The following is a 25390-nucleotide window of genomic DNA, read 5'->3' on the forward strand; positions in this document are numbered from 1 at the left end:
AGAGCCCAGATGACACGGCAACGGCCCAGCCTGTACGAGGGCGCGGGACAGGCCATGCTGCGCGCCGCGGTACACACGACCGAGCCCGCCATGCCGCCCTGGCCGGCGACCACGGCGCCCGTGGAAGAGTGGCGCGCGTGGCTGAGCACGGTGTGGTCCGACAGCGACTTCCGCCGGACCGTGTCGCAGGCGAGCCCTCACCTGGTGGACCAAGTGCACGCCATCGTCAACGGCCGCACGCCGAAGGTGCGCCGGATGCGCCGGGCGGCGCTGGCCACCGCCCGCTACGCGATCCGCTACGCCCGCCGCTCCACCCCCTTCGGCCTGTTCGCCGGCGTCGCCCCGCTCGGCTTCGACCAGACCACGTTTGTCCGCATCGGCGACGAGCACCAGGCCGTCGCTCGCCCCGACCCGGTCGGTCTCAACGAGATGCTCGGTGTCTGGGAGAGCGACAACGCCCGCATGTCCGACGCCGAGGTTTGCGTCAACACCCTGATCCGACAGCGTGACAAACACATCCACGTGCCCTCCGAGGGTGACTCCGAGTTCCGCCTCGCCCTCAGCCCCGCACTGCGTCTCGTCCTCGACCTGGCCCGATCGCCGATCGGGTACCGCCAGTTGTCCGACAAGCTGGCTGCGGAGTTCCCCGACGTGAGCTGCACCGCGCGCGACCGGCTTCTCGGTGAACTGCTGCGGGTGCGGCTGCTGCGCTCCTCGCTGCGCGCACCCGCCACCGTTGCCGACCCCACCGACGTCTTACCGCCCGCGGCGCGCACTCAGGCAGCCGGCCTGCGGGATACGTGCGACCTGCGGCTGGACGCCGACGTGCGGCTGCCCGAGCAGGTGCTGACCGAAGTGGAGACCGCGGCAACCATCCTGGCCCGCCTGGTCACCCATCCGACCGGAACACCGACCTGGCGACGGTGGATCGAGCAGTTCTCCGAGCGCTACGGCGACAACACCACGGTGCCGGTCGGCGTGGCCACGGATGCCGACCGGGGCCTGGGCTTCCCTGCAGGGTTCGTCACGGCGAGCGAACCGCCCCGGCCGATGTCCCGGCGTGACCGCCTGCTGCTGGAGCTGGCCGGCACCGCCGCCGCCGAAGGCAACCGCACCGTCGCGGTGACCGGAGCGATGATCGAGGAACTGGAAGCAGCGGCCGGCGACAAACCTCACGACCTGGCGCCCCACCTCGAACTGGCCGCACAGGTCCACGCCACCTCTGTTCCGGCCTTGGACCGGGGCGACTTCCGGCTGCGCGTGCTGACCGTCTCCCGCTCGGCCGGATCGATGACCGGCCGGTTCTGGCATCTGTTCCCCGGCACCGAGGCGGCGTACAGGAACCTGCCCACCGTCGATCCGAAGGCGGAACTCGCGCAGCTCTCTTTCCACGCCGGACGGGTGCCGGCCGACCTGCTCACCCGCGCGCCACAGGCGCTGCCCCGGATCGTCAGCGTCGGCGAATTCCGCCGCCCCGCCCCGCACGTCCTCTTCCCCCGCGACCTCGCGGTCACCGTCGCCGACGGCCGCCCCAAGCTGGTGGAGTCCGCGACGGGCAAGCCGCTGGAGCTGCTGGCCCCCACCGCCATCAACTTCCTGTGGAACAACTACACCCCGCCGATGGCCCGCTTCCTCGGCGAGATCAGCCGGGCTGCGTCTCCGCAGGTGACCTGGTTCGACTGGGGCGCCGCTTGGACCCTGCCCTTCACGCCAGCCCTCACCTACCGGCGCACCATCCTCACCGCCGCACGGTGGAAGATCCGCAGCCGCACCCTGCCCGCTCGCACCGCCACGCTCCAGCAGTGGGCGGACCAACTCCACGCCTGGCGGGCCCGGTTCCGGGTGCCGGAGCGGGTACTGCTCGCCGAGGACGACCAGCAGCTGCCCCTCGACCTCACCCGCGACGTCGATCTGGACCTCCTGCGAGCGCACCTGGACGCCAGCCCCTTCGGCATCGCCACCCTGCACGATGCTCCCCCGCTGGACGCCGACAGGTGGATCGGCGGCCGGGCCCACAGCATCGTTGTCCCCCTGGCCAGGCGCTCATGACCGCGACGACCGTGCCCCGCATGCAGGACCTGTCCGAGGGCGCCCTGGGGATGGCCCTTCTCGACATCGAGCGGCGTGACCTGGCCACCGCTCGCCGCCACCTCGCCCAGGCCACCGTCCGAGGGGTGAGCACTGGCAGCAATGCCAGCCTCTTCCACGGCGCACCCGCCCTGGAGTTCGTCCTGGCCCGCGCCCACGGGGCCAGCGACGACGTCCGTGCGGCCGTCGACCGCGTCGTGGACGCCCGGCTCGCCGCCGCCCACCGCCGTCAGGCGGCCGGCACGCTGCCCCACCTCGCCGAGTGGGACCTCATCCGCGGCCTGACCGGGCTCGCCGCACTGCTGCTGTCCCGCCGCCCGATCGCGCCCCGGCTGCCCGACGTGCTCGCCTGCCTCGTCGCGCTCGCACACCCCACCTGTGGTGAAGGCCGGATCCTGCCTGGGTGGTGGTCGCTGGTCGGCCCCGACGGGAAGACGATGGCCGGCGGTCACGGCAACAACGGTATGGCTCACGGCATCGCGGGGCCTCTGGCTGTGCTTTCCCTCGCCCTGCGCGCCGGAGTCAGCGTCCCCGGACAAGTGGAGGCGGTCGGCACGTTCGCGACCTGGCTCGACCGGCACGGCGCCCACTACTGGTCCACCGCAGCACACCTGGAGGCAGACCAGCCTCCCAAAGCGGAACCGGCCCGCCCGTCCTGGTGCTACGGCCAGCCGGGCATCGCCCGCGCCCAGCAGCTCGCCGCGCTCGCCCTCGGCAACCCCGCCCGGCGCCAAGCGGCCGAGGACATCGTCGAGGCCATCCTGACCGACCCGCTGCGGCTCGCCCGCATCACCGACTCGACCCTGTGCCACGGCTGGGCCGGCCTGCTGACCCTCACCCGCGCGGTCGCCGCCGACAGTCCCGCACCCTCACGCTTCACCCCGATCATTCAGGACCTGCACCGGCGTCTGGCCGCCGATTGGGCGCACTTGCCCAAACCCGGCTTTATGGAAGGCCGCGCCGGAGCCCAACTCGCCCTGCACGCCACCGACAGCACCGGATGGACCCGCGTCCTCCTGCTCACCTGACCCTCTCCCCGCCGCCTCGCAAGGAGTTTTCTGCCTATGACCTTCGACGACGAGAACCTGCTGATCCCCCTGGACACGTCCTGGTGGCACGCCTCTGTGGCCTTCCCCGACCCGCGCGCGGACGCCGCCCGGGCCCTGGCGACCGCGCTGTCCGGGCGCCGCTTCCACTTCCTGCGCAAGGACGCCGGCGTGCGTCTGCGCACCGAACAGCCCGCCAGCGGCCTACTGGACCAGCTCGTCGCCGCCCGCGTGATCACCGGCTGGACGGGCGGGATCTACGAGCCGGAGATCCATGCCTTCGGCGGCCCCGAGGGCATGGAGGTCGCGCACGACGTGTTCTGCGCCGACAGCCCGGCCGCGCTCGCCGAGACTGGCACCCCCGGCGCCCGTGAGCGCAGCGTGATGCTGCTGTCCGCCATGATCCGCGAGGCGGGACTGGACCCGTTCGAAGCCGGAGATGCATGGGCCCGGTGGGCTGCCCTGCGGCCCCCCGTCACCCCGCCCCAGGGGCCCGCGCTGGAGAGAGCCGTCTCCGCGATGCGGCGGCTGATGAACGCGGACGCTTCCCTGCGCCCAGACGCGGAAGCGGGCTGGGTCGAGCGCGTCGCCGCGTATGAGGACGCCGGCCGCCGCCTGCGCCGGCTCGCCGCTGACGGCCGACTGATACGCGGAATCCGGGGCGTCATCGCCCATCACGCGATCTTCGCGTTCAACCGCGCAGGCGTGCCTGCCGAAGCGCAGGCCGCCACCGCGTGGCTCGGCCGTCACGTCGCCTTCTCCACCGGAGAAGGAGCTGACGTGTCTACCCGCAAGTCCGCCCCGGCGGACCCTAGCCTCCCTCGAATGGAGACCACCATGACACCCGTCACCGACCCCAACCAGCTGCGCGAATCCCTCGCCCGGCGGCTCGTCGACAGCGGCCACCTGCGCAGCAAGGCGGCCATCGACGCCTTCCGCACCACCGACCGGCACGCCTTCCTGCCCGGCGTCGACCTGGAGAGCGCGTACAAAGAGGACGCGGTCCCGATCAAGCACGACGAGCACGGGGAGATGATCTCCTGCATCTCCGCGCCGTCCATCGTCGCCACCCAGCTCGAACAGCTCGGCGCCCAGCCCGGCCACAAGGTCCTGGAAGCCGGAGCCGCCACCGGCTACAACGCCGCCCTCCTCGGCAAAATCGTCTCCCCCGGCGGGCAGGTGTGGACCCTCGACGTCGACCAGGACCTCGTCGCCGGCGCGAGCCAGCACCTCGCCGAGGCAGGCGTCGACAACGCCACCGCGGTGATGGCCGACGGCGCGGCCGGGCTGCCCGAGCACGCCCCCTACGACCGGATCATCTTCACCGTCGGCGCCGGCGACGTCCCCGTGAAGATCCTCGACCAGCTCGCCCCCGGCGGGCGCCTGGTCCTGCCGATGCGCATCCGCGGCAGCATCTCCCGCTCCTTCGCCTTCGAACGCGACGGCGACACGTGGAAGACCGTCTCCTGCGAGATGGCCACCTTCATCCCCCTACGCAAGGGCGTCTGCGACGACGTGTACACCCTCGTGCCGATGGCCGGCGAGGGCAACGTGCGCCTGGAGACGTTCAGCGAGCAGGACGTCGACCGCGACGCGCTCCGCTGCGTCCTCGACCAGCAGCAGACCAAGCTCTACACCGGGGTGAAGTTCCGGCAGGGATCGGCGTGGGAGTGGCTGTACCTGTACCTGGCCTGCGTGCTGCCCAACGGCCTCTCCCGCCTGCCGGGCCAGCGCCCCGGATTCACCCCGCACTTCGGGTGGGGCTCCATGGCAGCCCTCGACGCCGGGTCGCTCACGTACCTGACCATCCGCGAGGGCGAGGACGAGAAGGGCCGGTACTGGGAGGTCGGCGTGATCGGCCACGGCGAGGGCGGCGCCGATCTCGCCGAGCGCGTCGTGAGCGAGATCCGCGCCTGGGACGCGACCGGCGGCAACGACGCCCCCGAGCCGGGCTTCCGGATGGCCGTCGCGGACTCGCGTGACCGGCTGACGGCGGACGACGCCCGCTTCGTCGTCGACAAGCCCTACAGCCGACTGGTCGTCGACTGGGCGCGCAAGGGCTGAGCCGATGATTCCCGCGATAGCCAGCCGCATCCCCCTGGTCCGCCGCACCAAGGCGCCCGCGCTCCCCTTGGAGGAGCGCATCAACCACCTCACCGGGCTGACCGTCGCGCCCGCAGGTGCGAGCCACCATGACCTGGTGGCCCGCGCCTGCGGGGTCCTCAACTACGCCGCGCTCATCGCCTCCGACGTCGGCCTGCCCGACCTGGCCGAGGATCTGTGCTGGCGCCAGCACCAGGTCTTCACCGACGCCGGACGCCTCAGCGGACGGGTCGCCGTCATGTCGCTGATGCCGCTCGTCAACCTCTCCCGATTGCAGACTCGCGCCGGCCACGGCGAACTCGCCTACGGCTTGTTGTACTGCCTCAACGACGCTGCCCGACATCGGAACAAGGCTGACATCGAGGGCCGCACCGTCGACCTGTCTGCTCTGACCGGCACGGACGAGGACCACCGCACGGTGTGCCAGGAGCTGTACGTCACCCTGCTCGTGGACGGCGCCCGCGCCCTCGCCCAAATCGGGCGGTGGACCGACGCGGCCGACGCCATGGCCCGGCATCGGGGCATTGGCAACCGGCTCCTCGACGGTCGCCAGATCAAGATCATGGCCCTGATGGAGCAGGGCCTGGACCAGCAGGCCCGCGACCTGATCGACACCACCCAGCCCACGGAGCCTTGGGAGAGAGCCATCGCCCTCCTCCTGCACGCCCACTGTCGGCCCAACGACACCCCCGTCCCTGAACCCGACCTCGACCGCACCGTTGATGCAGCCGTCCAGCTCCTCGACCATCCCGATCCGCCGACCGCCGCCTTCCAGACCCGGACGGGCTTGTCAGCCCTGGAACTGGACCGCACCGGACGCCATGTCGCCCGCGTACTCGACTCCCTCGTCAGCGTTGCCCGACTCGACGCCTACGCCGCACGAGACGCACTGCACCACCCCGTCGCCGCGGCCGCCCTGGACGATCGGGCGGCAGACGCGCTGAACGCGGTGATCGCCGCGGCCGGACTGGGATCCGGCGTCCTGTCCGCCCACCACCATGAGGCTCTGACGGGCGCGGTCGGCCACGCCGAGACAGAGCTGGAAAGGCTGCTACAGGCCGAACCAGATCCCGGTTAGGAGAGGGCGACCGGGATGGGCCCGCCGTGCTGCCCACGCTGTTTGGCGGTGTCGGCGTTTCGGCCATTTCCTGCCCGCGGCCGCTCCAAGCCAGACCAGGGATCCCGCGCCCGCGGGGTTCCCTGACGCAGGAAATAGCAGGCTCCCCAGCACGACCGAATGACGTGTGTTCGATATCGCAGCCGTGTCGTTAGACCTCACGACTCTGCCGCAGCGACCGTCCTAGGGGGAACGATGACCTCGGCCATTACGCAGGACCAGCCGCCGCAACCGCCAAAGGGGGCCGCGCCGGACGACGAACCGCAGGAGGCCGGTGTTCGAGAGGAGGAATACCTCTACCGCGACGAGTCGAGGCTCCAGGCCGGCTCCCAGCTGACCTCCCGCACCATGGCGCGGCGCCTACCCTCGCTCGTGCGGCGCTCGGTGCAGATGGCCTGGCGCGTAGACCGCGGCGCGACCATCGGCCTGCTGGTGTGCCAGATCGCAACCGGCGTCCTCGCGGCCCTCGGCCTCCTGGCCGTCACGGGCACGATCACCGCGCTGATCTCCTCGGGCGGCATCACCGAGCGGCTGTGGGACGCCGCCCCGCAGCTGGCCGTGATCGCCGCCGCCACCGGCCTGCGCGCGCTGCTGGGCATCGCCGTCGTCTGGCTGACTGGCCGTCTGCGCCCGGTGCTCGGCCGGGCAGCGGAGCTGACGATGATCGAGGCCGCGCTCGGCGCGGAACTGGCCGCCAACAACAAGCCCGGCTACAACGACGCCTACGACATCGCCGACCGCGGCGCCCAGGTCACCCCCGACCTCGTCGAAGAAGCGCAGGACGTCCTCGCGGCGACCGCCACGCTCGCGGCCGGCGCCACCGTCCTGACCGTCCTGCATCCGCTGCTCCTGCCTCTGCTCTTCCTCGCGTGCCTGCCGCAGGCCGCCGCCTACGTGCGCTCCGCACGCGTGATCTACCTGGCCGGGCTGGAGACCTCCGGGCGGCGCAGGATGCTGGGCAAGCTGCGCTGGCACATGGCCTATCAGGAGTCCAGTGAGGAGATGCGCGCCTGCCTGGCCGGGCCCTTCCTGATCGGCCGGTACCGAAAGCTGGCCGCCTCGGTCAACGCGGCCGAACGCAAGGCCGCGAACACCGGTGCCTGGATGGGGCTGGCAGGAGCAGTGGCCGGCGGGATCGCCTCGACCGCGGTGTGGGCGGCGCTGCTGTGGCTCCTGGCCTCCGGGCGGTTGAGCCTGGCGGCCGGCGGCGGCGCCGTCTTCGCTCTCCAGACCGCCACCGGCTCGGTGCGCGGCATCATCAACGGTGGGGCCCGCCTGGTGCGCACCGGCTGGTACGTGCAGGACTGGCAGAACTTCCTCGACAACGCCCACGGCCAGGCCATGACCGATTCCCGCGGCACCGCGCCCGTGACCGCGGCCCCGGAGCGTTTCGAGGTCCGCGACGTCACCTACCGCTACGACGGCGCCCCGAAGGACAGCCTGAGCAACGTCTCCCTGCACGTGCGGCGCGGGGAGATCGTGGCGCTGGTCGGAGAGAACGGCTCCGGCAAGACGACCCTCTCGCGCCTGCTGTGCGGGCTGCTGCTGCCCACCGAGGGTGACGTGGCTTGGGACCACGCCTCCACCGCGGACCTGGACCCGTGGGGGTCGTGGGAGCACGTCGCGCTGGTGCCGCAGAAGTTCACGTACCTGCCGCTGACGATGCGCGACAACATCACGTTCGGGCAGGGCGACACCAGCGACGCCGCCCTGCTCGCCGCATGCGAGGCGTCCGGCGCCGCGGAGATGCTGCCGGGCCTGCGCTCCGGCCTGAACACCCTGTTGACCAGCGAGTGGTTCGGCGGACAGCAGCTCTCCGGCGGGCAGTGGCAGCGCTTGGTCCTCACCCGAGCGTTCCACCAGCAGGCGGCGCTGCTGGTGATGGATGAACCCACGGCCGCCCTCGACGCCCGCGCGGAGCACCGGATCTTCGCCGGCCTGCGCGAACTGGCCAAGGACCGCGCCATCCTGCTGATCACGCACCGGCTCACCAACGTGGCTGTCGCCGACCGGATCGTGGTCCTGGACCAAGGACGGATCGTCCAGGAAGGCACATACGCCCAGCTCACCCAGCAACCAGGTCTCTTCCGGACCCTGTGGGAGCTGCAGCGCCGGATGAGCGGCGACACCCCCTGATCACCCCTAGCCGTTCCGCGCTGCCCACTCGCCCGTACACCGTCTCGTAAGGCAGAGATACGTGACCTCTCCCGTCTCCCCTTCGGATAACGTCTCACCGCGTGCCGCTCTGCCCGCAGCGCAGTACGCCGCATCCCGGCATGCTGCGTGGCTCGGCGCCGCCGCGATCATCACCGACGAGGTCGGCCGAGTCCTGCTGGTGCACCCCACCTACCGCGAGGACGACTCGTGGCTGCTGCCCGGAGGCGTCGTCGAAGCCGGCGAACACCCGCACATCACCTGCAGGCGCGAGATCACCGAGGAACTGGGCCTGGATCTACCCCTGTCGGCCGTGCTCGCCGTCCACTCCTTCTCCCCGCACCACCCCGACCTCCAGCCCGCCACGGCATGCCCCGGCGAGATCCGGTTCGTCTTCGACGGGGGAACCCTCCGCCCCGACCAGGTGGAGGCGATCCGCCTGCCGCACGAGGAGCTATCCGAGTACGCCTTCCTGGAGACCCGAGACGCAGTGCAGCGGCTGCGGCCCGTGGACGGGCAGATCATGCTCGCCGCCTACCGTGCCCGGCTCGGGAACACCGCCACCGCTCATCTCGCCGATGGCTGGCACATCCTCGACGTCCCGGCGCTGGACCGCCATGACGTCCACGTCCGGTACCGGCCTCTGTGGGACAGCCCTCTCAACCGCGGCCCCGTCCCCGGGCCGCTGCCCGTGCAGCAAGCCTGGGCCTGGTGCTTCATCCCCGACGGCCGGGTCGTCCTGGTGGCCGACCCCGGCCCGCGGGGCGCGCTGCCGATGCTGCCCGGCGGCACCGTGGAGAAGACCGACGCGACGCCCGAGGACACCCTGCACCGCGAATCCGCCGAGGAAGCCCAGCTCACTCTGACCGATCCGGTGCGACTGGGCTGGGTGCTGGACGAGACCGGCGAGGTCTACGGCGGCGTGGGGCCTAACGCCCGGCTCCGCCTGGCCGCCCGGGTCACCGCCATCGGGCCGACGGCCGTCGACCCCGCCACCGGCCACCCCTTCGCCCGCCTCCTCGCCACCCCCGCCCAGGCAGCCGCCCTGCTGGGCTGGGGCCCGCCCGGCGCGCGGCAAGCCCAGCTCGCGGCGGAGACAGCACAAGAGCGGTGGGGCCACCCCACTGCTCGCCCCGCCGCCATCGAGGAGATCCCGGCGGAGGGGATGGGGCTGACCTGACCCGAACGACCACCCCGCCTCTCGTCCCGCTCCACGTCCCTCTGAGGTAGCCCCATGCCGTTGTCGCACGACCACATCCGCACCACCGTCGCTACCTACCTCGTTCGCCACCCTCACGAGCGCACCCAACTCGGCGGACTCCTGGCCGCCCTCGACCGTCCCACCGACATCGCCAGCCGCTCCACCTTCACCGGCCACGTCACCTGCGGCGCGATCGTCGTCGACCCGCTCGGCCGCGTCCTGCACGTGCTGCACCTGGCGAGCGGGAAGGTCCTCGCCCCCGGCGGACACACCGAGCCCGCCGACGAGTCCCTGGCAGCAGCGGCGCTGCGGGAGCTCCACGAGGAGACCGGGATCCCGCCCCAGGCCGTCACGCCGTGGCCCGGATACGAGGCCGTGCCGGACTGGGGAAGATGCAGTGTTCCAACCGTGCACTATTCGGTGGAGGTGTCCCCGGGGCGGTGACGAAGTAGCACGTGACGGATGGGAGTTGTCGGTCTGCCACCAGGTATGGGTACCGAGCTCAGGGAACAGAGCGACAGGTCAGCATCTCCCTGCCTACCACTCTGGCTGTCATCCGTCGACGTGCGGCGGTCTCTCAGCCCGCGTCCAGGGGGGAGCCGGTGATCGAGCCCCCTCGATTCGCGCTCTGGTGGGTGTCAGCGCCACGGCTGATGGCGGGCGAGTCGGTGATACGCCCGTTACGGGTGGCCTTCATCTCGACGGAGGCGCCATCGCGTGCCGTGACGCCTGAGCGGGTGATGCGTCCATGGCGGTCCGCCCGTTGGCGTACCCGGCTGCGGCTGGGAGCGCTGCTGCCGCTGGTTTGTACGGCGATGGCGACGGCGGCGATGACCAGCACGGCCAGAGCAGCGGCCAGGCCCCAACTCCATCGGCTGGTGATGAGGTTCGTAATTATGCCGGTAGCGACGCCTACCACTACCCCAGCAGCGGCCACGGCCTTCGGACTGAACATCATCGACTCCCATGGTCCACGGAACGCTTGGTCACGGTCCCGCCCGGCATTCACGGCTTTAGCCCCATTATTCCCTGGGAACCTGTCACCATGTCAGGAATTCGACCAGTAACGTCTGATGTAGGCGATGGGGGCGACATGGAGGATGTCGGAGCGCTGTTCACCGACCAGCGGGCGGCGCTACAGGTAGCCCAACGTTTACTCGACGGCGACGGCCAGACCCGGGTACTGGTCTTCACCGGACTGTCAGGCATGGGCAAGTCCACGCTGCTGGCACGGATCGCCACCCACCCGCAGTCGAGTTCGTGCGTCCGGCTGCTGGACGCCGCGAGCCTGCGTGCTGGCATGGCAGCCAAGGAGGAAGGCGGTGATCAGGCCGCCCTGGAGCTGCTGCGCCAAGTCGGTGCGGCACTGTCGGCCAGCGCGCCGTGGTGGCGGCGGCGCTGGGTTCGCCAGCAGGCCGAGGCCATCGGCATACCGCGGGCCTGGAAGGTACGGGTGTGGCAGTGGGCAAGCCGAGGCGGAAAGATCGCAAACTCCCCGGTGACCGTCACCGTGGGCACCCCGACCCAGGGCGAGCGCCGTGAAGGCTGGATACGGGACCTGCGGGCGGTGGCCCGTGCCGTGCGCCGACAGCAGTGCGTGCTGCTGATCGACACCTGCGAATGGCTGATGTACTTCGACGACATCCAGGCCGAGCAGCCCAGGCCCGGTGAGTCCCTCGGGGTCGGCGCCTGGTTCGCCAAGGTACTGGAGCAAGCGATTGACGAGGCGCCGCGGCTCCGTGTCGTGCTGGCGGGCACCGCTGTCCCCGATGCCTGGCAAGGGAACACTGGTAGCAGCCGTTACGAAGTACACGAGCTGACGCCATGGAAGACGAGCGACACCAGCGCGTATCTGTCCCGGCGTGGCCTGCCCGAACCGGACGGTCTGGCAAAGGTGCTCACCGATCGCATACAGGGCCTGCCTGTAGAGATCTCCTGGATCGCCGACGCGCTGACTGGCACGCTGCTCGACGACACTACTCCCGACGGCACGCTGCGGACCGCGCCCGTGGACATCGAGGAACTGGCGCACGATGACCGTCAGGAGTGGCTGCGTACCCATGTGCTAACCCGCATCAGCGACCGCAACCGGCGCCTCCTGCACGCTGCAGCGGTACTGGGCACCTTCACACCCCAGGCCCTGCACACCGTGGCATTCGGCCCAGCTTTACCGCAGCCGGCCGGAGACGACGACTGGTTCGACCGGTTCGGCCGCATGTCATGCGTGCGGCAGCTTCTCGGTACCCGCGGGCACTGGGAGTTGCACGGCACGATTCGTGACTGGCTGCTGTCCGCCCTCACTGAGGACGACAGCCGTCGCATGCCAGAACAGCGGACTCTGCCCAGGCTGCACAAAACAGCAGCTGAGTATCACGAGGCGCTGTCAGAGGGCGCATTCAGCGCAGAGGCCGCACACCACCGCTTCGCACTCGGTGACGACAGGCACGCCGCCGCCTGGGCGCAGTGCGTGGTCCGCGCCCTGACGGCCGAGCCGGTCGACGGCCTGTACCTTCAGGTCCTCACCGACGCCGCGCTGTCCGCGCCCGCGATCCGCACCACACTCCCCCTCGTCTTTGCGGACGCCCACCTCACACGCGCCCACCTCGCCTCCCACCGAGAAGACCCTGCAGCCGCCTTCGAGCATGCCGAGCATGCCCTGGCCGCATATCGGGAGGCGGACCAAGCTGGAGCTTTGGCGGCCGCGCTGATCGCCGGGCAGGCCGCCTGGAACCACAGCCGCTACACCGCCGCGGCCGCCCACTGGACCTCAGCCCTGGATACCGTCGGCGCTGACGACCCCGTCGCCCCGGAGCTGCGCTGCGCTCTGGCGGAGACTGTTTTCATCATGGGGGACTCGTCCCGCGCGCAAGAGCTACTCGCAGAAGCACTCCGGTTTACATATCCAGCTGCTGACGAAGGGCCACCCCACTCCGCGCTACGGGAGTCCGAACGGCCGCGAGACGTCTGCCATGCGCTGCCGATCCCCGCATTGGCGGACGCCATCCCGGCTCGGCTGCGCACGGCTCATCTGCACCGCCTGTACTCTGAGGCCGCAGCCCGCCTCTGCGAATGGTCCCGCTCCGCCGAACACGCCGATCTAGCCCTTGCGCACGCCGACGGTGATCCTCACATCACCGCCCAAGCCCACCGCCTCCACGCGGAACGCGCCCTCTTCACTTGGGACCTCACCGAGGCTCAGAGGCACGTAGAAGCCGGCTTCGCGTCAGCACGCCACTGTCCCGACCAGCGATGCATGATCCTTCTTCAGCTTACATTCGCCGATCTGGCTGCCAATAAAGCTCGGTGGAAACCATCCGCATCCGCATCCGCATTCACAAGCGTTTGCGATGCCTCCCTGTGCACAGCAGTTCCCCTGAATCGGACGTCGGAGACCACGACGGTCCTGTCTCTGACTGAACGCGCCGATGCCGAGAAACAGGAGTCTCTCGCATGGGATGCCGTCGACGCAGCCCAAGCCCTCGCCTCCGAACTCGGCGAAATTCGAATCCTTGCATATGCGCTTGTCGCAGACGATCCGACTGAGGCCCTCTCCCTCTTTTGCATCATCGGTGACAAGTTCGGCCAGGCCCATGCTCTATATAATCTGGCCGAGCACGCTCGCGCAAACGCCGACTTCCAGGAAACCGAACGGCTCGGCACAGAGGCTCTGAATGTCTTCGGCGATCTTGGTGACCGGCATGGTGAGGCTAAAGTTCTGAACTCTTTGGCCTACGCAGCTCGCCTCCAGGGCGACCTTCAGAGCGCCGAGCGAATTGCCACTGAGGCCCTAGAACTTTTCAGCGCTGTCGGCGATCAGCACGGACAAGCCCAAGCCCTAAGGGACCTGGCTAACACTGCATTGGATGGGAATGATATTCAGACGGCGGAGCGACTAAATAGAGATGCCTTGTCATTGTTCAGCGCCATCGGTGACCGACGAGGTCAGGCTCAAGCGTTGGAATCCCTCGCCGACACTGCTCGCGACCGCGACGATGACCAAGCAGCAGAGCAGCTGGGCACCGAAGCTCTTGTGCTCTTCCGTACCGTCTCCGACCAGTACGGCGAGGGCAGCACCCTGGATGCCCTATCCCGTATTGCCTACAAACGTGGCGATTACCAGAAGGCCGAACGGCGTGCTGCGGAAGCTCTGGAGATCTTTCGCGCCCTAGATGATCCACTCGGTCAGGCCGGCGCCCTGAACAGTCTGGTTGCCGTCAAATCTGCGTGCGGCGATCTCGAAGCGGCTGAACAACTGGGCGCTGAAGCGCTCAACACATTCCGCACCATCGGCAACAAAGTCGGGATCGCCAACGTACTGAACCACCTGGCAGATATTTCATATAGACGTGGTGACCTTCAGGCGGCTGAACAGCGTGATACAGCGGCTCTGCAGATGTACCGCTCTGTTGGCATCCGGCTAGGTGAGGCAAATTGTTTGCGCTTGCTAGGCAGGACGGCCCGCGCACAGGGAAGTTTACGGAAAGCCGAGAAATTCGGAACCGAGGCCCTCGCAATCCATCGCGCCATCGACGACAGATTCGGTCAGGGGCAGGCCCTAAGGGATCTAGCTGAAACTGCACTCGCTCTCGGTGATTTCGAGAGCGCTCGTTCCCTGCTTGATCAAGCAACCGCGATCTACGACTAGGACGAGGCACGGTCGGATTCCGCGCACTACCGAACGCGTCCACGGAAATCGTGGGCCCCTTTCGATCCGGCCGCTCAGACCACCCGCCGCGAGATAAGTGAACTAAGAGTTTGACTGGGGAAGAGTCGGTGTTCCAACCCTGCAGTATTCGAGGGGCGAGGTGACGTGATCGACTCTGTAGTCCTGTCCGGCTTCCGCAGGCAAGTGAGGGAGGCCGTCGGGAAGGGGCGCCGATGCATGGAGCTAGGCCAAGACGTCGATGCGTCCAGCACACGCTTTCAGGATGGCGTGCAGGTTCTTACGCGTCGAGGCAGCGTCCGTGGGACCGGCGGCTTCGATCTCAGCCAGCACCTCTCTCTCCAACTCGTCCACCTCACCCTTGGTAAGGAGCGGCAGCCCGAACAGGCGGTAGCCGCTGTCTACGGTGGTACAGAGGTCGAGCTTGAGAGTGTGCCAGCTCTGGTGAGCCGCCATCTGCTTATCAGCGTGCTTTGCGCCCGTCGCCTGACGGCTGCGTCGCCAGCACCGCCAATCCGTCAGTCCGCTCGCCGGCTTGTCCCGCCTTTTCGCATCATCGAGCTCGTCCATTGCCCAAAGCAGAGCCTGCACGTCAATACAAGTCTGCGTGCAGAGCTTCCGTGCCCGCGCAAAAGTCTTATGCGTGACCACAACCATGGTGACCATGAGAGTCAAGACGGTAGAAATAAGCGGCGCCGGATAGGTAGCGATAAAGCGTGCACCAAGGAACGCCCCGACTGCGCCAATACCAGCCGCGTTGGCGACGGTGCGAAAGAATGTGGCTCGCCCAATACGACTGGGGAGCCGCGCAAAGGTGTAGTCCTTCGGCTCAGCCCACCGCACGATCAATGGAAGCATGAGGTAGATCAGGCCCAGCGATGTTGCGGCAGTGCGGTAGTTGCCCGCATGGGCCGCTCCGACAGCAGCCTTGAGAACAACATGTGCAGGTCCCGCCAGGAATAGGATCAGAAAGAAGACCACCCAGACATATCTCTCATACCCCGCACGAAGAGGGTCCTCATCCACATACCGCTTCCAGGCCGGCATACCGCTGACTGTGATAACCCAGCCAGCGAGAAATAGAACCCAACCGAGACGCCGATTTGGGCCACCATAAAGAGAGTTCCCATACACGATCATCGGGAAGCCCACAGGAACTAGAGCAAGTTTCCAGCGGGCAAGCACGCGACCGACACTCCATTGTGAAGATGCCATAGACCAGATCATCCCGGCACACGCTGAACGCTGGGAGCGATTTGAGGAAGACCTGAGAGTGCAACGCCACACTCGCACACGCACTCGGATAGTCCGTTTGGCTGGAGAAGGAACCAGATGCGGGTCTGTGTAGCGAACGGTGGAACTCGGTCGGTTTTGTTCAGCGGCGTCCGGCGGTAAGCCGGCCGTCGAAGGTGATGTCGAAGGCTTGGAGTGCGGCCTTCCAGCGCATGGTCCAGCGTTTGCGTCCGGTGCCGGTCGGGTCCAGGCTCATGACTGCCAGGTAGACGCATTTGAGGGCGGCCTGGTCGGTGGGGAAGTGGTCCCCGGGCCCGGACGGCCTTGCGGATCCGCGCGTTGATGCTCTCGATTGCGTTGGTGGTGCAGACGATCTTGCGGATCTCCACGTCGAACCGGAGGAAGGGCACGAACTCCGCCCAGGCCGTCTCCCAGAGCCGGACGATCGCCGGATACTTCCCGCCCCAGGTGTCGGTGAACTCCACGAACCGCTCCAGCGCGGCCTCCTCGGTCGGGGCGGTGTAGACGGGCCTGAGCGCCTTCGCGATCTTCTCCCAGTCCTGCCGGGCCGCGTAACGGAAGCTGTTCCGCAGCAGGTGAACGACGCAGGTCTGGACGATCGTCGCAGGCCAGACGGTGTTCACGGCGTCCGGGAGGCCGGTCAGGCCGTCGCAGACCAGCATCAGAACGTCGGCCGCGCCGCGGTTCTTGATCTCGGTCAGGACCTGGAGCCAGTACTTTGCGCCCTCGCCGCCGTCGCCGATCCACAGGCCCAGGATGTCCCGGTGGCCCTCGGCGGTGACCGCCACCGCCATGTAGACGGGCCGGTTGGCGACCTGGCCGTCCCTGACCTTCACGTTCACACAGTCGATGAAGACGACCGGGTAGACGCTGTCCAGCGGACGGTTCTGCCATTCCGTCATGCCGGCCATCACGCTGTCGGTGATCGTGGAGATCGTGGACTTGGAGATCTCCGCGCCGTACACCTCGGCGAGATGCGCGGAGATCTCCCCGTGCGTCAGCCCTTTCGCCGACAGCGACAGGACCATCTCGTCCACCCCGCCCAGACGCCGCTGCCGCTTCTTGACCAGCTGAGGCTCGAACGACCCCGCCCTATCCCGCGGCACCGAGATCTCGACCGGCCCCGACTCGGTGATCACCGTCTTGGACCGGTGCCCGTTGCGGTAGTTGTCACGGCCGCCCTCGGCCCGCTCACCGGGCTCGCGCCCCAGGTGATCGGTGAGCTCGCCCTCCAGAGCGGACTCCAGTACCCGTTTGGTCAGCTGCTGCAGCAGGCCGCCCTCCCCGGTGAGCTTCACCCCACCGGCCTGGGCCCGGGCCACCAGCTCGGCGACCAGCCCGTCATCCACGGTGCTCGTCGCACCCACAGCGGCCTTTCCGGCCCCGATGTCACTCGTCACGTCAGTCATCAACTGTCGCTTCCAGATCGGGAGTTACACCGCTCACCGTACAGACCCTGACGTAGAGGTCATCCGCTCCGTGGCGCGATGACGCCCTCGGCCGTCCCTCCGAGCAGGGGCGCCAGGTGCTCGGCCATCACGAGCAGGGTCCGGTCCGAATAGGCCGGTCCTACGAGCTGCACACCGATCGGGAGGCCGTCGGCGCCGTGCGCAATAGGCATTACAAGGCTAGGCAGACCGACGTGGCTGGTGAGGTTGGCCCAGCCGGTCTGGTCGAAGAAGCTCCGTTCGACGCCATCGACCGTGAGAGAACGGCTCCCGGCTGGGATCGCCGCGGTGGGAGCGGCGGGCGTAATGAGGACGTCGTACTGACCGTCGGCGAAGAACCGGTGCCACGTCTGCTGGAGCTGGAGGCGCTCCTCGTTGGCGCGGAGCCAGGCGCGGTGTGTCTGCGTGCGGTGGCGGAGGATGGCGGCCCGTGGGCTCGCGTCGTCCGTGTGCAGGTCACGGGCGGCGGCGAGTTCGGCCGCGCCGGCGGCATCGTCGGTGGCGGCCGTCGTGGTGGCGTGGAGGAGCTGCTCGAAGAGGCGGAGGGATTCGGCGAAGCGGACCGACCCCGCAGTGCGGTGGACACTGGCGCCGGCGGAGGCGAGTGTCCCTTCGAGGGCGGCGACAGCATCGGCGATGTTGCGGTCGACGGGGCAGCTCGCGTCGTCGGCCCACACCGCCACGCGGAGCTGGCCGATCGGGTGCTGCGCCGTGGGCAGCGTGACGCTCCAGGGGTTGTTCTCGTCGGGTGACGGTGCCGTCAGTGCGGCGAGGAGCAGGTCGAGGTCGCGGGGGTGGCGGGCCAGGGGGCCGGGGGTGACCATGTCGCTGCTGGTGATCCATCCCGGCGGGCGGGGGATGTGGCCGCGGGCTGGGATGAGTCCGTGGGTGGGGCGCAGGCCGTAGACGCCGCAGTAGTGGGCGGGGAGCCGCAGGGAGCCGGCGAGGTCGCTGCCGAGGTCGGCGGGGGTCAGGTGTGCGGCGACTGCTGCGGCGGGGCCTCCGGAGGAGCCGCCGGTGGTGTGCTTGGGGTCGTGCGGGTTGAGCGTGGGGCCGAACAGGGCGTTGTCGGTGTGCAGGTCCTGGCAGTACGCCGGAGTGTTGGTCTTGCCCATGATGACGGCACCTTGGTGGCGGAGCCGGGCGACCGCGTCGGCGTCGCGTGTGGGGACGTGGTCGGCGAGATCTTCGGCGCCGCTGGTGGTGCGCAGGCCGGCGGTCTCGAAGCTGTCCTTGATCGTGAGGGGAAGGCCGTTGAGGACGCCAGTGCTCTCGCTGCGGGCGCGGCGTTCGTCGGCTGCGTGCGCGGCGGCTCGGGCCGCGCTGTCGTCGCGCGTGACGACGGCGTTGATCTGGCTGGCGTCTATCTGGGCGAGGTGCAGGTCGAGCAGTTCGCGGCTGGAGATCTCGCCGCGGTCCAGGGCCTGGAGCTGGACGTGAGCGGGCTGGTGGGTGAGGTCGTTCGTCATGCGGGGACTCGCTCAAGGTGGGGGGCTCGTGCGGGCTGGCGGGGCAGGTGGCGCGCGACGTCGAGGAGAGCGTCGATGTCGTCCATGGGCCTGGCGGTCTGGCGTTCGGAGTCGGCGAACTCGGTGAGCTGGTCGGGCTCCGGGCGGGTGCCCGCGGCCCTGGCGGCGATTCCGGCGAGGATCTGGTCCGCCGTGACGGCCGCGGACAGATCCATTCCGTGAAGCCCTCGGGCCCGGTGACGGGCTTCGCTGGCCTCGCGGACGGCGGCATCGAGGTACTGGCGGATCACGAACCGACCGTCCCGGATCTCGACGGCTCGGCGGTAGAGCCGGATCGAGATGCGGCGGAAACGGCGCCGCTGGGCCGGGTCGACCCTGTCGATCGGCAGCTCGATCTCAGGTGCCTCGCTGTAGAAGGCCAGCCACAGGGGGCGCAGGCCGTAGTAGCTGCGGTACTGCTTGATCCGGTACCGGATGCTCTGGGCCTGGTCGCTGATCGTGGGCACGAGCCAGCCGATCAGCGTGAGCATGGCGCCGACATCGCCGCAGGTCCAGGCAAAGCCTTCCCATTCCGCGAGGGAGGTGTCGAAGGCGCCGGCGATCACGTTGCCGATGCGGACGGCGCTGTATCCGAGGGTGACGGTCGCGCCGAGGGCGACGATGCGCAGGCCGACGCGGACGGACCCGCGAGTGCTGCGGCGGGCCAGGCGCCAGCAGGCGCGGGCGAGGAAGACTTCGCCGATGGTGTAGGCCGTGACGTACAGGGTGAGGTACGCGGCGTACCAGTCGTCGTGCGCGTAGTAGAGCGTGAAGTCGATCGGGTGCGGCGCGTTGGGCGTCAGCAGGGCGAACAGCACCAGCAGCCCGGCGATCACCGCGAAGCCGACCCAGAGCCAGCGGCGACTGAGCAGGCGGGCTACCTCGGGCGGGGATCCCCAGTAGGTGAGGACCACCTGTTGGCAGGCCAGGAGCGCCACCACGCAGCCCTGCGCGAGGGGCGCGGATATGTTGACGGTGCCGAGCACACGGTCGAGGTAGTTCCACATCGGCGTGATGGAGAACAGGAATGAGAGCCCTGACAGCAGGAAGACAGCGGCCAGCGCGGCGGAGGCGGGGTCGCGGCGCCGGGTGGGCACGTCCCGCAGGAGGCAGAGGAAGCCGAGCGTCGCGACGACGAGGCTGATCGGGTGGAGTAGGTCCTTCACGGCCGGGCCTCCCGTCGGCGCAGCAGCGTGTGCGTCACCCGATCCTGCACTTCGTCCCCGGAGGACTCGTCGCTGCGCAACCACCGGTCGATGATCCGGCGCTGGAGCAGCGATGCTAGGAGTTCGGTGTCTCGCTCCTCGTCCTCGTCGTACTTGGTGCGCCCCAACATCATCTGCACGGTGGCCGGGTCAACGCTGATGATGAAGGCCGGAGCCAGCGCGGAGACCGGTCGGTTCTCGTGGTGGCCGAGCAGTAGGTGGCTGAACTCGTGGGCGATGATGTGGTCCTGGTGCAGGACACTGGTCCACGGGTCGTAGAAAACGTGGACGGCACTCTCTGTAACGGCACATGCCCCGCACACCGAGGGCGCCTGCTCCCGGGGCTCTAGGACCACCGTCCGTCCCGTGCGGCGAGAGACCTCGTCGCTGAGGTCGCGGATGTTGGTGACGTGCGGGAGCTTCAGCTCGGCCAAGAGGTCAGGCCGGCGCAGCCTACGTGCAGACCACATTGCTTTCCTTGATCATTTACTGAACTGCAGCCGTTTACGCGCCAGTTGAGGGCGGCAACCCCTCGGATTTTCGCACGCTCTCAACGATCCCCAGGACGGCATCCTTTCCGTCTGCGGAGACGTCGGATAGGCGAAGAAGAACGTTCTTGATCTTCGCGTCGCGAAGCAGCGCGAGCAACTCAAGTTCCTGCACGGTCTTTTCGGCGACGGCATCGTCGAACCAATAGGCGGGATCCACGCCGAAGAACCCTGCGAGCGCTTCGAGATGACGCTTCGTCGGGTTATCGCGCTGCCCGGTCCGCAAGAGCCACAGGTACTGCCCCGACAGCTTGCCCAGCCCTCGCTTCTCCATCAGTTCGGCCACTTCAGCGTTGCTGTAAGGGCCGCGATCGGGCGGGTGCACAGTGTCGAACAGACGGTTTAGACGATCCATGAGCCCCTTGGGGCTCACCTGACCTTCGGCCACTCTTTCATGATCCTTTCCAGGACGGGTTCGCCGTAACTTCAGCCACCCTACCCCGCCATAAACACCAGTTTGACGCGCCGATCACACGTGTGGAAAGTTCTTCTTCACCAGCACGTTTCCGTGTGGCGCGTACCGCCTGTTTCAGGTCGACCTGTCCGTTTCTACCGGCTGGAGTACGCCGGGCGACGTGGCGCAAGCCACATTCGCCCGGCCACATACGTCACGTCTGGCAGGCCGTATTTGATCTTCGATCGGAAAGCGCGGAGGCGACCGTGGAAACTCCTCATCCACATCGCTTTTCCGCTGCCGGGAATACCAGACTCCCGCTCCAACTCGGGCACAATGGCAGGCTCTTGGCGTACGAGGCAACCGCGGCAACGGTGCACTTCGACGCGAGGACGGACCCCGCCAGGCTCTCTGCGGACGGCTGCGGCACACGACCGTTCGGTGACTCCCTGCAACCAGTACAGAGTTTAAGAACCAAGTCTGGATCTTGACACCGGTCCGTGCGTATGTTCGTCGTCCCCGGGCAGCCCGCCTGCGGCGACGAACGTGAGGAGACCGCGAGCACGGACCGGACCGCGAAGGTCCGCAAACAGCGACGGCGCCCGAGAGCGGTAACTCACGGACGCCGAACGCTAAGCGGCATACCCGCCCCGGCAAGGGCGGAGAGTGCCCACCATCACCACGCTGAGTCCTTCCGAGGGGCGCGTCAGCGTGGCAACACTGCAAAGGGGAGTATCGCATGCCTCCTGCCCTGCGTAAAAGGCCCTTCCGCCTGGCCTGCGCGGCAGCCACCACCGCCTCGGCGCCTCAGCGCCCCGAGCCGGACCGCACTACCCTGGCCCCGGTGACCAGCCGGACCCGCCCGCTCGTCTGGAGCGGCCGATGAGCAGCGAAGCCCGCGAGTGGGTGTGGGAGCACAGCTCCAGCCGAGGGGCCGCGCGCCTGGTCCTGCTGTCGATCGCCGACCGGGTGGCCGACGAGCAGTGCATCTCCTGGGCCTCGCTGTCCAGCCTGGCCAAGCGCACCCGCGCCTCGGTCTCCACGGTGCGCGAAGCCGTCGAGCGCCTGCTCCTGGCCGGCGAGCTGGAACAGCTCGATGACCTCGTAGGTCCGCAGCGCAGCACGGTCTACCGCATGCCTCTCGCCGCCGAAGTGGTCGCCCAGAACCAGCGCGAGCAGCAGAAGCAGGAGGACAGCGACACCGCGGCGGCAGACGAGCCCGTCGGCCCCGCGAAGCTCCGGCTCTCGGCTCTGCGGCGGTACGGGATCCGCCCGCGTGAGGTGCCGGAATCCCCCGCGAGGGTCCGGAAACCGGCAGTACCGGAAACCGGCAGGTCGAGGCGGAAACCGGCACAGCGACGTACCGGCCACCGGCACAGCGATGTACCGGCTACCGGCACACAGAACCGTAGTGAACCTGATTTGAACCGGAGGTACAGCAGGAGTGGTGCTGCCGTCCTCTCGGCTGCCGAGTGGCAGGTCGACCCCGCCACCCACACCTGGACCCGCCAGCAGGGGCACCTCGATCGCCTCGGCGAGGAGGGCCTTCGCGCCGCCGACGCGAAGTGGCGTGCCCATCGAGCCGCCCTCAAGCCGAGGCCGGCGGAAGCCTGGGCTGCCGACTGGCGCTCCTGGGTCGCCCGGGAGCACGCCCCCAACCGCCCGAACCTCTACGCCGTGCCCGGCAAGAACACCGCCGCACCGGGGGGCATGACGCGGACGGAGGCCCACACCGCCGCCCTGCTGGCCGCCCTCGACGAGCCGACCGGCACGGAGGGCTGACCGTGGACCGCCGCGAAATCGCAGCCCTGCTGGCCTACATCGGCCGACTCGACCCCCGCACCATCCGCACCGACCAAGGCGAGGCCCGCGACCAGCTCGCCCAGTGGCACGAGCTGCTCGGCGACGTGCCGATGGCCACCCCGCATGGCTGGGACGTCCGCGTCGCCGCCCGCCAGCACATCCGCACCTCGCCGTACCAGATCCTGCCTGCGGACCTGGCCCGTCCCTGGGAGAGCTACCGGCGCGACCGCCTGGCGAGGCACTCCGACCCGACACCGTCCGTCGACCCGGACGACCAGGCCGCCTGGACCGCCGAGCTGGTCGGCACCCGCCGCGCCGTCGCCGCCGGTACCGCGCAGCCCGCGCAGGCCCGGGCGATCACCGGCGGTCGCGACGGAGTCGACCCGAAGCTGGAGGCGCGGTTGCGGGAGATCGGCTCCTGCATACCGCCCGCCGCCCGAGCAGCCCTCGCGCCCTACCGGCCCGCCCGCGCAGTCCGTGAGGCCGCTGTCGCGCAGGGACTGCCCGATGCCCTGAGCGTGCGGTGCGAGTGGTGCCTCGCCCAGCCCGGCGAGCCGTGCCGCCGCCGGAGGATCGGCCCCGATGGCGGAGCCCGCGGAACCGCCCCGCGCGCCACTCCGCACCCCGGCCGTCTCGACCTCGCCGCCGCCCAGCAGGCACAGCGCACCGAGCAGGCCCAGCAGCCCGCCTTGGCCTGATCCGGCGCCTCCGGCGCGTGCATGCCGTCCGCTGCACCGCCGCAACATCACCGTCCCGCACCGGCTGCGGCGCACGCCCTGCGCCGCAGCTGGCACCCGACGCCGCACCCGCCGAGCACCGCCCTAGCCGGCCGGCGCGGCAGCACATCGGAGACTCGCCTTGCGCCACATCACCACCCACGACGCGCCGGCCACCAGCCTGCGCGGCATCGGAGACACCAGCTGGCACGTCCGCGGAGCGTGCCACGGCATGGACGTCGAGGACGCCGACGCCGTGTTCTTCCCCGGGCCCCGGGATCACGAGGAGATCGCGGAGGCGAAGGAGCTGTGCGGTTGGTGCCCCGTACGCCGCGAGTGCCTGGACTTCGCTCTGGAGAACGTCCTCAAGGAGGGCGTCTGGGGCGGGCTCACCGAAGCCGAGCGGCGCCCGCTGCACGACGGACTGCACCGGCGCCTGGACTACCGGCGCGTGACAGCCTTCTTCCAAGGACGCGACGTGCACCTGACCGAGGCCGAGCGGCAGGTTGTCATCGACCACGCCTACGTCCGGGGCTGGCGGCCCGACCGGCTTGCCGCCGCCCTGCAGATCAGCCACAAGCACGCCCGCGACCTGCTCCGGCAAGCGGCCAACAAGGTCCTCGACCGCGACCGCAATTACGGCGTGCCCCACTCCAAGAAGAAGCGGAAGAAGACCTCCAAGGCCAAGGGCACCCCCGGGCCCGCAGCTCCCGGCACTCAGCAGCCGGCAGGCCGCCCGGCAACGTCGACCCCGGCGCAGGTCCCTCTCGGAAAGGCAGCATGACCCATCCCGTCCTCGCCTTCGGTGCTACTTCGGGCCTCCCTCTCCTCCTCGCCGCCGTCGTGCCCGCCGCCCTCGCGCTCGTGCTGACCGCCTGGACTGTCCGGCGCCGGGGAACCCGCGCGCAGAAGCGTCTCGGCGGCCCGGCGGTCAAGGTCGCTGCCGTCGCTGCCCTGGGCTGCACCGCCTACAGCGCCGACACCTCGTGGCGGTTCGCGGCCGACTACCTCGACATGGCCGGCACCGCCGAGCGCGCCGGCATGTTCGCCGCCGCCGAACTCGCACTGTTCGCCACCGCGCTGATGGCACGGCAGAACCTCGCCGTCCAGGGCGCCCCCGGCCTGCCGGGCATGCTGGTCTGGGTGATTACCACGGTGCAGGTGATCCCCGCCTACGCAGAGAGCGGCCCCATCGGCGGCACGGTCCGCGCCTTCGTCGGACCAGTCATGGCGGCGATGCTGTGGCACCTGGCCATGGGCATCGAACTGCGCCTGCGCACACCCGGCGCCGCCTCAAAAGGTCTGATCGCCGTCCTGGGCCGGGAGGCACGTGAGCGGCTCCTGTCCCGCCTCGGCATCGCCGCGCGAGACCGCGACGCCGCACAGATCACCCGGGACCGGGCCACCGCCCGTGCGGTCGCCCTCGCCGCCCGCCTCGCCGAGCGCACACCCGAGCAGCAGCGGAACCGTCGAGGCCGGCGGCTGACCCGACGCCTGTCGAAGGCGGTCGGCAGGGCTTCGGTCGGCACCGACCCCCTCCAGCGAGCACAGCTGCTCGACCAGCTCGCCGCCCGGCGACACGCGCTCGCGCTCGCCACCGTCCCGCTCCCTTCTCCCTGGTTCCCGGCGCACAGCAGCGCATCGGCGGCCGCGGTCCCCGCACAGCCGACATCGAATGTGCCGGTCCCCGTCCCCGGTCGCGACAGTTCCGACGAGCCGGTCCCGGACCGAGGACCGAGGACTCGTCGGGGACCGGTCCCCGAGGAGGCGGACCCTGAAGCCAAGGTCGGCGCGGGGACCAAGGGCGACGAAACGGGAACGACCGCGGGGACCAAGCCCCCTGAAGACGGCGCGGTCCCGGGGACCGGTCCCGCCGATCCAGAAGCCGCAGCGCGGGTCTCAGCGACCAGGAGGACCGACCGCAACGCGCGAGAAGTAGCAGCTCAGGACCCAGATTCTCATCGGGGACCGAGCCTCGCGAAGTCGGGGACCGAGAGCACCGAGGACCGAGGACCGACCGCCACCGAGTCCGGGACCGAGACCACCCAGGACCGAGGACCGACCGCCACCGAGTCCGGGACCGAGACCACCCAGGACCGAGGACCGACCGCCACCGAGTCCGGGACCGAGACCACCCAGGAC

General features: G+C 69.4%; 18 protein-coding genes and 1 pseudogene. 12 read left to right on the forward strand and 7 right to left on the reverse strand.

What is annotated here, in order from left to right; translation table 11 throughout:
* Positions 1-9 precede the first annotated feature (9 nt).
* From ABZ354_RS01870 to ABZ354_RS01900, 7 genes are all read left to right on the forward strand, one after another.
* Positions 10-2049 carry a lantibiotic dehydratase family protein gene (locus ABZ354_RS01870; RefSeq protein ID WP_358651864.1) on the forward strand — a complete coding sequence of 680 codons (2040 nt, stop codon included), beginning with the start codon at positions 10-12 and terminating at the stop codon, positions 2047-2049.
* A complete protein-coding gene (locus ABZ354_RS01875; RefSeq protein WP_358651866.1) occupies positions 2046-3116 on the forward strand; it encodes a lanthionine synthetase C family protein in 1071 nt (356 codons plus the stop codon). The genes ABZ354_RS01870 and ABZ354_RS01875 overlap by 4 nt, the downstream gene beginning before the upstream one ends.
* A 36-nt stretch (positions 3117-3152) precedes the next feature.
* Positions 3153-5198 carry a methyltransferase, FxLD system gene (gene fxlM, locus ABZ354_RS01880; RefSeq protein WP_358651868.1) on the forward strand — a complete coding sequence of 682 codons (2046 nt, stop codon included), beginning with the start codon at positions 3153-3155 and terminating at the stop codon, positions 5196-5198.
* Between the two features lie 4 nt (positions 5199-5202).
* Positions 5203-6315 (forward strand): hypothetical protein, encoded by a 1113-nt coding sequence (locus tag ABZ354_RS01885; protein WP_358651870.1) that lies wholly within the window; start codon positions 5203-5205, stop codon positions 6313-6315.
* Positions 6316-6549: 234 nt separating this feature from the next.
* Positions 6550-8490: an ABC transporter ATP-binding protein gene (locus tag ABZ354_RS01890; protein WP_358651872.1), complete on the forward strand. Its 1941-nt coding sequence runs from the start codon at positions 6550-6552 to the stop codon at positions 8488-8490.
* A gap of 61 nt (positions 8491-8551) precedes the next feature.
* On the forward strand, positions 8552-9688 hold the full coding sequence (locus ABZ354_RS01895) for an NUDIX hydrolase (RefSeq protein ID WP_358651874.1): 1137 nt from the start codon (positions 8552-8554) through the stop codon (positions 9686-9688).
* 54 nt (positions 9689-9742) lie between these two features.
* A complete protein-coding gene (locus ABZ354_RS01900) occupies positions 9743-10153 on the forward strand; it encodes an NUDIX domain-containing protein (RefSeq protein WP_358651876.1) in 411 nt (136 codons plus the stop codon).
* A gap of 133 nt (positions 10154-10286) precedes the next feature.
* Here the strand turns inward: ABZ354_RS01900 and ABZ354_RS01905 are convergent, their stop codons facing one another.
* Positions 10287-10667 carry a hypothetical protein gene (locus ABZ354_RS01905; protein ID WP_358651878.1) on the reverse strand — a complete coding sequence of 127 codons (381 nt, stop codon included), beginning with the start codon at positions 10665-10667 and terminating at the stop codon, positions 10287-10289.
* A gap of 135 nt (positions 10668-10802) precedes the next feature.
* On the opposite strand from ABZ354_RS01905, the gene ABZ354_RS01910 reads away from it, so the two are divergent.
* Positions 10803-14354 (forward strand): tetratricopeptide repeat protein, encoded by a 3552-nt coding sequence (locus ABZ354_RS01910; RefSeq protein ID WP_358651880.1) that lies wholly within the window; start codon positions 10803-10805, stop codon positions 14352-14354.
* A gap of 243 nt (positions 14355-14597) precedes the next feature.
* On the opposite strand, the gene ABZ354_RS01915 is transcribed toward ABZ354_RS01910, so the two are convergent.
* The 6 genes and pseudogenes from ABZ354_RS01915 to ABZ354_RS01940 form a co-directional block, all read right to left on the reverse strand.
* On the reverse strand, positions 14598-15419 hold the full coding sequence (locus tag ABZ354_RS01915) for a hypothetical protein (RefSeq protein WP_358651882.1): 822 nt from the start codon (positions 15417-15419) through the stop codon (positions 14598-14600).
* Between the two features lie 328 nt (positions 15420-15747).
* A pseudogene (locus ABZ354_RS01920) lies at positions 15748-17035 on the reverse strand (IS256 family transposase).
* 59 nt (positions 17036-17094) lie between these two features.
* The gene (locus ABZ354_RS01925) at positions 17095-18543 is read right to left on the reverse strand and encodes an amidase family protein (protein WP_358651884.1); all 1449 of its coding nucleotides are present in this window, start codon (positions 18541-18543) and stop codon (positions 17095-17097) included.
* Positions 18540-19748 (reverse strand): MAB_1171c family putative transporter, encoded by a 1209-nt coding sequence (locus ABZ354_RS01930; RefSeq protein WP_358651886.1) that lies wholly within the window; start codon positions 19746-19748, stop codon positions 18540-18542. The genes ABZ354_RS01925 and ABZ354_RS01930 overlap by 4 nt, the downstream gene beginning before the upstream one ends.
* Positions 19745-20257: a hypothetical protein gene (locus tag ABZ354_RS01935; RefSeq protein WP_358651888.1), complete on the reverse strand. Its 513-nt coding sequence runs from the start codon at positions 20255-20257 to the stop codon at positions 19745-19747. The genes ABZ354_RS01930 and ABZ354_RS01935 overlap by 4 nt, the downstream gene beginning before the upstream one ends.
* Positions 20258-20291: 34 nt before the next feature.
* Entirely contained in the window at positions 20292-20723 is a 432-nt protein-coding gene (locus tag ABZ354_RS01940) for an XRE family transcriptional regulator (RefSeq protein WP_245237322.1), read from the reverse strand.
* 888 nt (positions 20724-21611) lie between these two features.
* Here ABZ354_RS01940 and ABZ354_RS01945 point away from each other — a divergent pair.
* The 4 genes from ABZ354_RS01945 to ABZ354_RS01960 all read left to right on the forward strand — a co-directional run.
* Positions 21612-22511: a helix-turn-helix domain-containing protein gene (locus ABZ354_RS01945; RefSeq protein ID WP_358651891.1), complete on the forward strand. Its 900-nt coding sequence runs from the start codon at positions 21612-21614 to the stop codon at positions 22509-22511.
* Positions 22512-22513: 2 nt separating this feature from the next.
* Positions 22514-23230: a hypothetical protein gene (locus ABZ354_RS01950; protein WP_358651893.1), complete on the forward strand. Its 717-nt coding sequence runs from the start codon at positions 22514-22516 to the stop codon at positions 23228-23230.
* A 160-nt stretch (positions 23231-23390) separates the two neighbouring features.
* The gene (locus ABZ354_RS01955) at positions 23391-24032 is read left to right on the forward strand and encodes a WhiB family transcriptional regulator (protein WP_355979950.1); all 642 of its coding nucleotides are present in this window, start codon (positions 23391-23393) and stop codon (positions 24030-24032) included.
* A partial coding sequence (locus tag ABZ354_RS01960; RefSeq protein ID WP_358651895.1) for a hypothetical protein occupies positions 24029-25390 on the forward strand: 1362 nt, incomplete at its 3' end. The genes ABZ354_RS01955 and ABZ354_RS01960, both read left to right, overlap by 4 nt.

Origin of the sequence: Streptomyces sp. NPDC005925, from assembly GCF_040638805.1 — a bacterium.
Classification (GTDB): Bacteria; Actinomycetota; Actinomycetes; order Streptomycetales; family Streptomycetaceae; genus Streptomyces.